Genomic DNA, 11,615 nt, shown 5'->3' on the forward strand with positions numbered 1-11,615 from the left:
AAGGTGAAAAGGACCCCGGGAGGGGAGTGAAAGAGAACCTGAAACCCTGTGTTTACAAGCTGTGGAAGCACGTTAAGGTGCAACCGCGTACTTTTTGTAGAACGGTCCGGCGAGTTGCGGATGCTGGCAAGGTTAAGCACTAAAGGTGCGGAGCCGAAGCGAGAGCAAGTCTGAATAGGGCGTCAAGTCAGCATGTGCAGACCCGAAACCGGGTGATCTATCCATGTCCAGGTTGAAGCGAAAGTAAAATTTCGTGGAGGACCGAACGCACATCCGTTGAAAAGGGTGGCGATGAGGTGTGGATAGGGGAGAAATTCCAATCGAACCCGGAGATAGCTGGTTCTCCTCGAAATAGCTTTAGGGCTAGCCTCGTATTAGTCTGGTGGAGGTAGAGCACTGAATTTCCTAGGGGGCGTCAAAGCCTACCGAAGAATATCAAACTCCGAATGCCATACAGATGATGTACGGGAGTCAGACGGCACGAGATAAGTTGGGTCGTCAAAAGGGAAAGAGCCCAGACCTGCAGCTAAGGTCCCAAAGTGTGTGTTAAGTGGAAAAGGATGTGGGATTTCAAAGACAACTAGGATGTTGGCTCAGAAGCAGCCACACATTCAAAGAGTGCGTAATAGCTCACTAGTCGAGAGGTCCTGCGCCGAAAATGTCCGGGGCTGAAACACAACACCGAAGCTCAGGAATGTATTTATACATTGGTAGAGGAGCATTCTTAAAGGGGCGAAGCAGTACCGATAAGGAGCTGTGGACTTTTAAGAAGAGAGAATGCCGGAATGAGTAGCGAGATGGAGGTGGGAATCCTCCAGGCCGAATATCTAAGGTTTCCAGGGTAAAGCTGATCTGCCCTGGGTAAGTCGGGGCCTAAGGCAAGGCTGAGAAGCGTAGCTGATGGACAACAGGTTTAGATTCCTGTACCACATGATATCAGAACTGTGGGGACGCAGAGGGATAAGATGACCGGGGAACAGAACCCCGGGCAAGCGTAGGAGGTGTCAGGCAGGCAAATCCGCCTGATAAGCCAAAGACGTGACGCGGACCGAACTAAAGTAGGGAAGCATCTGATTCCAGCTGCCGAGAAAAGCCGCTATTGTGTATCATGTGCCCGTACCGTAAACCGACACAGGTGGATGAGGAGAGAATCCTAAGGCCGGCGGGAGAAGCATTGTTAAGGAACTCGGCAAAATGACCCCGTAACTTCGGGATAAGGGGTGCCAGAGAGATCTGGCCGCAGAGAATAGGCTCAAGCAACTGTTTAGCAAAAACACAGGTCTATGCGAAACCGTAAGGTGATGTATATGGGCTGACGCCTGCCCGGTGCTGGAAGGTTAAGAGGAGAGGTTAGAGCAATCGAAGCTTTGAATTGAAGCCCCAGTAAACGGCGGCCGTAACTATAACGGTCCTAAGGTAGCGAAATTCCTTGTCGGGTAAGTTCCGACCCGCACGAAAGGCGTAATGATTTGAGCGCTGTCTCGACAATGCACCCGGTGAAATTGAAATACCAGTGAAGATGCTGGTTACCTGCGCCAGGACGGAAAGACCCCATGGAGCTTTACTCCAGCTTGATACTGGGATTCGGTAATGCATGCACAGGATAGGTGGGAGGCTACGAGTACGGAACTCCGGTTTCGTATGAGCCGCTGTTGGGATACCACCCTTGCGTTACTGGGTTTCTAACCATGGTCCATGATCTGGATCGGGGACAATGTCAGGTGGGGAGTTTGACTGGGGCGGTCGCCTCCGAAAGGGTATCGGAGGCGCTCAAAGGTTCCCTCAGAATGGTTGGAAACCATTCGAAGAGTGCAAAGGCAGAAGGGAGCTTGACTGCGAGACCGACGGGTCGAGCAGGTAGGAAACTAGGACTTAGTGATCCGGTGGTATGAAAGTGGGATTGCCATCGCTCAACGGATAAAAGCTACCCTGGGGATAACAGGCTTATCACTCCCAAGAGTTCACATCGACGGAGTGGTTTGGCACCTCGATGTCGGCTCATCGCATCCTGGGGCTGAAGTAGGTCCCAAGGGTTGGGCTGTTCGCCCATTAAAGCGGTACGCGAGCTGGGTTCAGAACGTCGTGAGACAGTTCGGTCCCTATCCGGCGCAGGCGGAGGATATTTGAGAGGAGCTGTCCTTAGTACGAGAGGACCGGGATGGACGGACCGCTGGTGTACCGGTTGAGCTGCTAAGCTCATGGCCGGGTAGCCAAGTCTGGCAGGGATAAACGCTGAAGGCATCTAAGCGTGAAGCCCCCCTCAAGATGAGATATCCCATTCGTTAAGAAGTAAGACCCCTTGAAGACGACGAGGTAGATAGGGCAGAGGTGGAAGTGCAGCAATGCATGGAGCTGACTGTTACTAATCGGTCGAGGGCTTATCCAGAAAGGTCAAGTGAAGATTCGAAGGTTGATGGAGTTCAGTATGTGATTTTGAAGGTATGTTAAATACCTTGTATGGCCCGGTGGCTCAGCTGGTTAGAGCGCCGCCCTGTCACGGCGGAGGTCGTGGGTTCGAATCCCATCCGGGTCGCGCATACATGGTTTTGTATGTATTTATTTTTAAATATGGGATCTTAGCTCAGCTGGGAGAGCATCTGCCTTACAAGCAGAGGGTCATAGGTTCGAGCCCTATAGGTCCCACTTTTAAAGATATGCCGATGTGGCTCAATTGGCAGAGCAGCTGATTTGTAATCAGCAGGTTATCGGTTCGAGTCCGATCATCGGCTTTTAGTTTCAAAAACTAAATAATTCTTATGGGCGGATTCCCGAGTGGCCAAAGGGGACAGACTGTAAATCTGCTGCAACTTGCTTCGGTGGTTCGAATCCACCTCCGCCCATTAAAATAGGTATTGATTTTTCGATATTTATTGTGTATAATAATAAGGTATCGCGGGGTGGAGCAGTCTGGAAGCTCGTCGGGCTCATAACCCGAAGGTCGTAGGTTCAAATCCTGCCCCCGCAATTATGCCCAGATAGCTCAGTTGGTAGAGCAGAGGACTGAAAATCCTCGTGTCGCTGGTTCGATTCCAGCTTTGGGCACTACAACTTCATAGTTGTATGGGATATTAGCTCAGTCGGTAGAGCACTTGACTTTTAATCAAGTTGTCCGGGGTTCGAATCCCCGATGTCTCATTAAGTTGCGGAAGCCGAGAGGTTTCCGTTTTTTCGTATTCTAAAGTTTGCTAAAAAAGAGGTTGCTGCACATTCACACAGCAACCTCTTTTTTAGGTTAAAGTATATGTTGTTGAAAGTCGAAGATCAGTTTGATTTTGTCGGAATGAACTGTGCAATGCGTCCGGCGAAATCAGCGATATTCTGAGTCTGAAGGATCACACGGCCAGGACCGGTAAGCTTTGTGAGGAAGAGACCTTCGCCGCCGAAGAAGATGTTTCCAAGGCCTTTGATCGTCTCAACTTCATATTTTAAGGTTTTCTCGAACGCAACGATATTTCCTGTATCAACTTTGATCACTTCGCCCGGTGCGAGCTGTTTCTCGACAACATCGCCGTCGATTTCGAGAAAGGCCATTCCGGAACCGGAGATGGATTCAAGGATGAAGCCTTCGCCGCCAAACAGTCCGGAAGTAAATTTCTTTGTGAAGGTGACATCAAGATTTACAGAATCCTGTGCGCAGAGGAATGCACCTTTCTGGCAGATCATGCCGCCGTTTTCTGCCGCGTCGATCGGAAGAACCTGACCAGGTACAGTTGACGCAAATGCGATCGTGGCACCCGGAGCATCCGCACGGTAGGTAGCCATAAACATGGATTCACCGGCAAACATGCGGCCAAGACCTTTCATAAATCCGCCGCGTGTGTTTGTGGACATGGAAATCCCTTCAGACATCCAGGACATTCCGCCGGACTGTGTGTACATAGTTTCGCCTGGAGCATCAAATTTGATCTCAACTGCAGGGATAGTTGTGCCAATAATTCTGTATTTCATAGGATCCTCTCTTTCTGGCGTATTGAACGATGAAAATACGCTTGTATTGCTGTATCCAAAAGATACACAAGGGTGAACAAATATATTATATCATACTCTGCCGATAGTTACAGAAGAGATACTGGAATGAAATTTACGATGAAAAATCCTGTTTATGAAAATAACAAAATGATAACATGTTTACAGTTTCCTTAAATATGGGAGTGCTCGCTTGTGTGAAAAAATTATGGATGATAGAATATCGGTAACAAGTTCAGTGACAGGCGAGTTCAGTTTTTTGAAAAGAAGGTGGCAAGGTGAAAAAGATTTGGATGATGGCGGCAGCTTTAGGACTGGGAATCTGGCTGACAGGGTGTTCGCCGGCTTTTGTTCCGGTAGAAGATCCGAGTGAGCCACAGACAGAGGAACGAAATAGTCCTGAAACGGAAAAAGATGATCAGAGGGAAGATCTGGCCTTTCAGCCACTTTCGGAGGAAGAACGTCGGTGGATCGTAACAGAATTGGAATCCTTTGATGGAGATCATAAATTTTCGGATATGGATCCGGAAAAGGCAGCATCCTGCGGTGGAGAGATCCGGGATGCGTATGATTTTGTTGGACGGGAGACGGAAAATGGTTACGGGTATGTCCTGGGATTTCGAAAAGGCAAGGAGGATCCGCTGAAAGATCTCAGCATTTACAGCATTGATGATGTGATCGAGGCTGAAAAGTGGAACGAGGACGAAAGTATTTTTGAAAAAGTATATACTTTCGAAAATGTTTATGAAATGTATTACACGGAAGCAAAGGATGTTCTGTTTTTTGTTCCGAGCGGAATGGAAGAATCGGAAGAACTCAGAAAAGCATTTACATACAGCCTCTGTGACGGTGACGAGGGGGTCCGGTATCTGGAGACTGTAAAGGAGCGCGGTGTGCGGATGTCACCACCGGAGGACGGCGGATATCTTACCGTCCGAAGATTTGAAGCTGCAGAGGTACTGGAGGAATATATTCCTTTGACTGAGGATCAGGAGAAAGAGATCACCGGCTCGGATGAGATCATTGATCCGGTAATGTATGGAATAGATGGGATCACATATACGGCAAGCCAGGAAATTTATGAGTCAGAAAACCCGGATCCGGATGAGATCACAGTTCCGGCATTAAGAATTGCTGAGGAAAAATGTGAATTTCAGACGGTAGGAACGGAAGACATGAAAGAAATTACAAGTGCGGAACTTGAGGTGATCCCGATTTCCAAAGAGCTGGAGAAAGGCTTGGAGAGCAAAGATTCTGCTGACGTGGAAGCTGACTCGGAAGTCGTGGGAATATCCGAGACGCTGCAGGATCCGGAATTGTTAAAAAGGCTGGAGGAGATCCTGTCGGGGGCATCTTTTGATGAAGAGAAAGACTGTCCGTATAACGGGATCCTGACGCTTACAAAGGCGGATGGGACACAGATAACGGTGAGACTGGCATCGGACGGATGCGATTCGATGGTTTACGGCAGCTACGGCTTTTATCAGGCAGCCGGGGATGAAGTCGCGGAAATTTGGTATATGTTTCCGGAGGTAAAAGCGGAGCTTGTAAAGTAAGCCGGCATTTGTAGCATTGACACTTCTTATGGAATACAGACAGATATTAGACTGGGTGAACAAAGAAGACTGGAGTGCATTATTGGATGTAGTACCGTTCATGTTTCTGCCGTTGGGTATATATGTGGTTGTTATGCTGTTGTCAAATGCGCTACTTGTCAGATTTATAAACAAAAAATCAGGGAACTGTTCCGGGGGGGCTGCGCAAATAAATTTTACCAATTGATCGAATTGGAAGGAGTATCATCATGAAAGAGAACAGAAAATTATTGAAAGAAGTGCTGAAGGACATCCGGCACGATATGACGGATGAGGAAGTTTTGAACCTTTTAGCAGACAGTAAGATTTCAGTCAGTCCTGAAAAAGAGAAAGAAAAGTACACACTCGGGCAGCGGGCAGCTGACACGATCGCAAAATTTGCAGGCAGTTGGGCGTTTATATTTTCCTTTACAGGTGGGCTGATCCTGTGGATGGTCATCAACACGATTCTTGCGTCAAAAGCGTTTGACGCATATCCGTTTATCCTGCTGAACCTTGTCCTGTCCTGCGTTGCAGCCATTCAGGCACCGCTGATCATGATGAGTCAGAACCGACAGGAGGAAAAAGACCGCCGGCGTGCTGAAAACGATTATAAGGTAAACCTGAAAACCGAGATCATGATTGAAGACCTCCATGATAAGGTGAATGCGATTCTTATCAGACAGTCGCAGATCGAGAAAATTCTCTCGGAGCAAAAAGAGAAAAATACTTTATAACGAATGTGGATTCGAATTTGACGGGCAATTTCCAGTTCGTTTGCAGTCAGATGGGAAACAGGAGAATAAAAATTTTGAATTACAGAAAAGAAAAACAGCCGGGACTTTTAGAACGGCTGACAGAATATGCGGGATCGGATGCGTATCCATTTCATATGCCGGGACATAAAAGACGGGAGATTCCGGATGGGATCCCGGGGGGATTTCCGGACCCGTATGGGATCGATATCACGGAGATCGATGGGTTTGACAACCTGCATCATGCGGAAGGAATTTTGAAGGACGCCATGGATGAGGCGGCTGCGATCTACGGGGCGGACCGGTCCTGGTATCTTGTGAATGGGAGTACATGCGGGATTTTAAGTGCAGTTTTTGCGACTACGGAAAACGGCGGAAAGATCCTGACAGCGAGAAACTGTCATAAGGCGGTGTACCATGCGATCTGCCTGAACCGGCTGGAGGCTGAATATCTGTATCCGGAGGAGATCACGGAATTCGGGATCAATGGAGGAATCCGTGCGGAGGACGTGAGAAAAGCGCTTGAAAAGGATGCGATGCGCTGTGCGGGAAATTCGGGGGATGTGAGAGGAAAAATCACGAAAATCCAGGCAGTGCTCATCACATCTCCAACCTATGAAGGCGTGGTGTCGGATATCCGGGCGATCGCGGATGCGGCTCATGAATACGGGATCCCGTTGATCGTCGATGAGGCGCATGGGGCGCATCTGGAGTATGCAGATCAGTGTCACGGATTTCCGAAATCGGCGCTGGAATACGGGGCGGATCTTGTGATCCAGAGCCTTCATAAAACGCTGCCGTCCTTTACCCAGACGGCAATCCTGCATGTGAAGGGAAAACTTGTGGATCAGGACAGAGTTTCGAGGTATTTGTCCATGTTTCAGACGTCCAGCCCGTCATACCTTTTTATGGCTGGGATGGAGCGGTGCATCTGGTATATGGACGGGGACGGAAGAAATGAGATGGTCCGGTATGAGGAAAGACTGGAGCACTTTATGGAGCGGATGGAAGGACTTCAGGTACTTGAGATCCTGGACCGGGAAATCTGTGGGAAATATCGGACGGTGGTCGGATGGGATCCGTCGAAGATCGTGGTTTCCACGATGCGCGCAGAGGAGTTTCACGGGGAAGAGCTGGCGGAGACACTGAGGAGAAAATACCATCTTGAGATGGAGATGACAGCGCCGGAGTATGTGATCGCGATGACGTCGCTGATGGACACGGAAGAAGGATTTGAGCGGCTTGGAACGGCGCTGCTGGAGATTGACGGGGCATTGAGACACTGCGTGGAGCCTGAACAGCAAAAAGAAAAAGGTGAGTCAAAGGAAAAAGAAAGATGTGAGACTCCAGAAGTCACGGAATCCAAAGTTTTGCACCCAGTCAGGAGAATGCTCATCTGCGAGGCGATGAATGCCGATATGGAGCGCACAGCGCTTCAGGATACGGTCGGAAAGGTATCTGCGGAGTTTGTGTATCTGTATCCGCCGGGAATCCCGATCATCGCGCCGGGAGAGGTCTTCACGGATGCGATCGTGGAGAAGATCGTGGCGTACAAGGCAGCAGGACTTCTTGTCCAGGGGCCGGCTGATCCGGATGCGGACGTGATCTTAACATGTCAGACGCCAGGGCTTGTTCATAAAGGATGCTGAGGAAAAAGGAAAACGTTAGTAATTCAAGTGCATAAGAGGTGGCTGCATCCGAAATGAAGAGGCTTATCAGGCAAGAATATTTCCCAGGAGACAAATTTTTGTTACTTTAAAAGGATAAGAATTATCGAGCGAGGATGGAAACAACGGTTGCACGAGACCTCTGGTTTTGATACAATGAAAAGATAGAACCTGAAAAATGGTTGTAAAAGTTCGATCGAAAAGTCTTATCTGACTGGGATAAAAATTATAATACAGAAGGCTGAGAGAAACAAATGGGCAGGATATATTATCTTCTTGGAAAGAGCGCGACAGGAAAAGATACACTGTATAAGGAAATCCTGAAACGGAGACCAAAGCTGCGGACGGTGACGATGTATACAACAAGACCGATCCGGGAAGGCGAGACGGACGGAGTGGAATATTTCTTTACCGGTCGAGAGGAGCTGGAGCGGCAGCTGGCTTCCGGAAAGGTGATCGAGTCGAGAACTTATCAGACGATCGCCGGTCCGTGGACTTACTATACAGTGGATGACGGGCAGTTTGATGTTGCCGACGACGAGTCCTGTCTTATGATTGGGACACTGGAATCTTACGAGAAGATGTGTGCCTATTTTGAAGCGGGAAAGATGGTTCCGGTCTATATCGAGGTCCCGGATGGGATCCGGCTTCTCAGGGCCGTCAAACGCGAGGAAAACCAGAAAAAGCCGAATTATCGGGAAGTCTGCCGGAGATACCTTGCAGACGAAAAAGATTTTTCAGAGGAAAATCTGGAACGCCTGGGAATTACGAAGAGATATCAGAATACGGATATGGAAATGTGCGTGGAAGAAATCCTAAGGGATTTGGATAAATAACTTTTTATAGGCGTTATTTTGTGGTAAGATAAAATGGAAACACCGTTAGCGGGAACAGTTAAATGTTCTGTTCGAACCGGGAAGCTCCGGCGTAAAAAGCACTGCCGGAACCAACAGGATGAGGAGGGATGCGGCTATGTCAGAAGAAAAGATCATGGGATTTGAAGAGATCCTCGGGAATGAGATGGTGAAAGATCACTTTAAAAAGGCAATCCAGAACCATAAGATCTCACATGCTTATATCCTGACGGGAGAAGCCGGCATGGGAAGAAAATCGATCGCGAATGCGTTTGCGATGACGCTCCTGTGCGAGAAAGGCGGAAGTGAGCCGTGTATGATATGCCATTCCTGCAAGCAGGTGATGAGCGGAAATCATCCGGATCTCATCTATGTGACGCATGAAAAGCCGGGAAGTATCGGCGTGGATGATGTGCGGGAACAGATCAATGATACGATCATGATCCGTCCGTACAGCAGCTATTATAAGATCTATATCGTGGATGAGGCGGAAAAAATGACGGTCCAGGCGCAGAATGCCCTGTTAAAGACGATCGAGGAGCCGCCGTCCTACGCGGTCATCATTCTGATCACGACGAACCAGGAGGCGTTTCTTCCGACGATCCTCTCCAGGTGTGTGCAGATGAAATTAAAGCCGCTGAAGGATTTTACGATCAAGAGCTATCTGACGCAGAATCTCCATGTTCCGGAGAAGGACGCAGATATCTGCACCGCGTTTGCAAGGGGAAATCTCGGGAAAGCGATCCATCTGGCATCTTCTGATGAGTTTAAGGAGCTTTTCCAGAAGGTCATGGTCCTCGTAAAGAATGTCAGGACGATGGACATTTCCATGCTTTTAGATTGCATCCGCGAGATGAAAGAGCAGAACTTTGATATCGGCGAGGTGCTGGATCTGATGCAGCTCTGGTACCGGGACGTGCTCATGTTCAAGGTCACAAAGGACATGAACCTGCTGATCTTCAAAGATGAATATAAAATGATCAATGAGACGGGAGAAAAAGTCGACTATGCCGGTCTGGAAGCGATCCTTGCGGCGATCGACACAGCGAGAACACGTTTGAACGCAAACGTAAATATGGAATTGGCGATGGAATTACTCCTGCTGACCATGAAGAACCCGTCATAAGGAGCAAAGAATGACGAAAGTAATCGGGATCCGCTTCCGGAAAGCGGGAAAAGTATATTATTTCAGCCCTGGTGAAAATGAGATTAAAACAGGCGATCATGTGATCGTCGAGACGGCCAGAGGCGTGGAGTACGGATATGTGGTGCTCGGAACTCACGAGGTGGACGATAAAAAGGTGATCCAGCCGCTGAAATCCGTGATCCGCATGGCAACACCGGCGGATGAGGAGACGGAGCGCCGCAACAAGGAGAAAGAAAAAGAGGCGTTCAAGGTCTGCGTTGAGAAGATCAAGAAACACAACCTCAGCATGAAACTCATTGACACGGAGTATACGTTTGACAACAATAAAGTATTGTTCTACTTTACGGCAGACGGAAGGATCGACTTCCGTGAGCTGGTAAAGGATCTGGCGTCCGTGTTTAAGACGAGGATCGAGCTCCGACAGATCGGTGTCCGCGATGAGACAAAGATCGTCGGCGGGATCGGGATCTGCGGAAGACCGCTCTGCTGTGCGTCGTATCTTTCCGAGTTTATCCCGGTATCGATCAAGATGGCGAAGGAGCAGAACCTGTCCTTAAATCCGACGAAGATCTCCGGCGTCTGCGGCAGACTGATGTGCTGCTTAAAGTACGAGGAGGACACATACGAGGAGTTGAACGGAAGACTTCCGAATATCGGTGACTATGTGACGACGGACGACGGTTTAAAGGGTGAAGTCCACAGCGTCAGCATCCTGCGCCAGCTTGTGAAGGTTATCGTGACGGTAAATAACGATGAGAAGGAGATCCGTGAGTATAAGGTGGATCAGCTGAAATTCCGGCCGAAAAAGAGACGGGAAAAACAGTCATCCAACGATGCGGAGTTAAAGCAGTTAGAGGCACTGGAGAAAAAAGAAGGGAAATCGAAACTCGATGGCGATTGAGTTAAAGGAAAATGAACGGCTGGATGATCTTCAGAGAAATGGTCTGCAGATCATCCAGAAGACAGATGGATTCTGCTTTGGAATGGATGCGGTGCTGCTTTCCGGATTTGCGGCGGTGAAACCGGGAGAGCGGGCGCTGGATCTCGGAACAGGAACGGGGATCATCCCGCTTCTTCTCTCCGCAAAAACGCAGGGAGAACATTTTTCGGCACTTGAGATCCAGGATGAGATCGCCGAGATGGCAGAGCGGAGTGTGAAACTGAACCATCTGGAAGAAAAAATCGAGATCGTACATGGAGATATCAAGGAAGCCAGCCGGATTTTCGGAGCGGCTTCCTTTGATGTCGTTACGACAAATCCGCCGTATATGAATGACGCTCATGGGTTAAAGAACCCGACGGAAGTGAAGGCGATCTCGAGACATGAGGTCCTCTGCACGCTGGAGGATGTTGTGCGGGAAGGCGCGAAGGTCCTGAAACCGGGCGGAAGGATGTATATGGTCCACCGGCCGCACCGTCTGATCGAGATCTTCGGGACGATGAAGCAGTATAAGCTGGAGCCGAAGCGGATGAAAATGGTCCATCCGTTCAAGGATAAGGACGCGAACATGGTCCTCATCGAGGCGGTCCGCGGCGGCGGAGCCTGGATGAAGGTCGAGGCGCCGGTGATCGTTTATAAGGAGCCGGGCGTGTATACGGATGAGATCTATTCGATTTACGGGTATTAAATTGTTGTGAGGGTTTTTTAGGCG

General features: G+C 49.0%; 8 protein-coding genes, 7 tRNA genes and 1 rRNA gene (1 of these 16 running past the window's edge). 15 read left to right on the forward strand and 1 reads right to left on the reverse strand.

The genetic code is table 11. From position 1 onward, the window contains the following. The 8 genes from ACXMYH_RS00070 to ACXMYH_RS00105 form a co-directional block, all read left to right on the forward strand. Nucleotides 1-2,386, forward strand: a 23S ribosomal RNA gene (locus tag ACXMYH_RS00070); it begins 502 nt to the left of the window's first position. Between the two features lie 73 nt (nucleotides 2,387-2,459). Continuing rightward, nucleotides 2,460-2,533, forward strand: a tRNA-Asp gene (locus tag ACXMYH_RS00075). 37 nt (nucleotides 2,534-2,570) lie between these two features. After that, nucleotides 2,571-2,643: transfer RNA gene (locus ACXMYH_RS00080), tRNA-Val, on the forward strand. Nucleotides 2,644-2,656: 13 nt separating this feature from the next. Beyond that, a tRNA-Thr gene (locus tag ACXMYH_RS00085) sits at nucleotides 2,657-2,729 on the forward strand. 29 nt (nucleotides 2,730-2,758) lie between these two features. Then, nucleotides 2,759-2,840: transfer RNA gene (locus ACXMYH_RS00090), tRNA-Tyr, on the forward strand. Between the two features lie 51 nt (nucleotides 2,841-2,891). Further along, a tRNA-Met gene (locus tag ACXMYH_RS00095) sits at nucleotides 2,892-2,965 on the forward strand. Between the two features lie 4 nt (nucleotides 2,966-2,969). Then, nucleotides 2,970-3,042, forward strand: a tRNA-Phe gene (locus ACXMYH_RS00100). A 20-nt stretch (nucleotides 3,043-3,062) separates the two neighbouring features. Continuing rightward, a tRNA-Lys gene (locus ACXMYH_RS00105) sits at nucleotides 3,063-3,135 on the forward strand. A gap of 126 nt (nucleotides 3,136-3,261) precedes the next feature. Here ACXMYH_RS00105 and ACXMYH_RS00110 read toward each other — a convergent pair. Beyond that, nucleotides 3,262-3,948 carry a TIGR00266 family protein gene (locus ACXMYH_RS00110; protein ID WP_118532130.1) on the reverse strand — a complete coding sequence of 229 codons (687 nt, stop codon included), beginning with the start codon at nucleotides 3,946-3,948 and terminating at the stop codon, nucleotides 3,262-3,264. Nucleotides 3,949-4,244: 296 nt separating this feature from the next. Here ACXMYH_RS00110 and ACXMYH_RS00115 point away from each other — a divergent pair, with 296 nt between their 5' ends. From ACXMYH_RS00115 to ACXMYH_RS00145, 7 genes are all read left to right on the forward strand, one after another. Beyond that, entirely contained in the window at nucleotides 4,245-5,522 is a 1,278-nt protein-coding gene (locus tag ACXMYH_RS00115; protein WP_486555248.1) for a hypothetical protein, read from the forward strand. A gap of 248 nt (nucleotides 5,523-5,770) precedes the next feature. Beyond that, nucleotides 5,771-6,277, forward strand: coding sequence for a DUF1003 domain-containing protein (locus tag ACXMYH_RS00120; protein WP_118532136.1), 507 nt, complete (start codon nucleotides 5,771-5,773; stop codon nucleotides 6,275-6,277). 74 nt (nucleotides 6,278-6,351) lie between these two features. Then, nucleotides 6,352-7,944 carry an aminotransferase class I/II-fold pyridoxal phosphate-dependent enzyme gene (locus ACXMYH_RS00125; protein ID WP_486555249.1) on the forward strand — a complete coding sequence of 531 codons (1,593 nt, stop codon included), beginning with the start codon at nucleotides 6,352-6,354 and terminating at the stop codon, nucleotides 7,942-7,944. A gap of 272 nt (nucleotides 7,945-8,216) precedes the next feature. After that, nucleotides 8,217-8,798 carry a nucleoside/nucleotide kinase family protein gene (locus ACXMYH_RS00130; protein WP_142410763.1) on the forward strand — a complete coding sequence of 194 codons (582 nt, stop codon included), beginning with the start codon at nucleotides 8,217-8,219 and terminating at the stop codon, nucleotides 8,796-8,798. A gap of 136 nt (nucleotides 8,799-8,934) precedes the next feature. Then, nucleotides 8,935-9,942, forward strand: coding sequence for a DNA polymerase III subunit delta' (holB, locus tag ACXMYH_RS00135; RefSeq protein ID WP_252197347.1), 1,008 nt, complete (start codon nucleotides 8,935-8,937; stop codon nucleotides 9,940-9,942). A 10-nt stretch (nucleotides 9,943-9,952) separates the two neighbouring features. Beyond that, a complete protein-coding gene (locus ACXMYH_RS00140) occupies nucleotides 9,953-10,864 on the forward strand; it encodes a PSP1 domain-containing protein (RefSeq protein ID WP_117483866.1) in 912 nt (303 codons plus the stop codon). After that, nucleotides 10,854-11,591 (forward strand): tRNA1(Val) (adenine(37)-N6)-methyltransferase, encoded by a 738-nt coding sequence (locus tag ACXMYH_RS00145; protein WP_118321839.1) that lies wholly within the window; start codon nucleotides 10,854-10,856, stop codon nucleotides 11,589-11,591. The genes ACXMYH_RS00140 and ACXMYH_RS00145 overlap by 11 nt, the downstream gene beginning before the upstream one ends. The last annotated feature ends 24 nt before the right edge of the window (nucleotides 11,592-11,615 follow it).

The sequence above is a fragment of the Pilosibacter sp. NGB245 genome, assembly GCF_057397225.1.

What these genes read in the sequence shown, in the direction of transcription:
- ACXMYH_RS00110 (WP_118532130.1), bottom strand. Translation starts at nt 3,948, where the DNA reads ATGAAATACAGAATTATTGGCACAACTATCCCTGCAGTTGAGATCAAA.
- ACXMYH_RS00120 (WP_118532136.1), top strand. Translation starts at nt 5,771, where the DNA reads ATGAAAGAGAACAGAAAATTATTGAAAGAAGTGCTGAAGGACATCCGG.
- ACXMYH_RS00130 (WP_142410763.1), top strand. Translation starts at nt 8,217, where the DNA reads ATGGGCAGGATATATTATCTTCTTGGAAAGAGCGCGACAGGAAAAGAT.
- holB (WP_252197347.1), top strand. Translation starts at nt 8,935, where the DNA reads ATGTCAGAAGAAAAGATCATGGGATTTGAAGAGATCCTCGGGAATGAG.
- ACXMYH_RS00140 (WP_117483866.1), top strand. Translation starts at nt 9,953, where the DNA reads ATGACGAAAGTAATCGGGATCCGCTTCCGGAAAGCGGGAAAAGTATAT.
- ACXMYH_RS00145 (WP_118321839.1), top strand. Translation starts at nt 10,854, where the DNA reads ATGGCGATTGAGTTAAAGGAAAATGAACGGCTGGATGATCTTCAGAGA.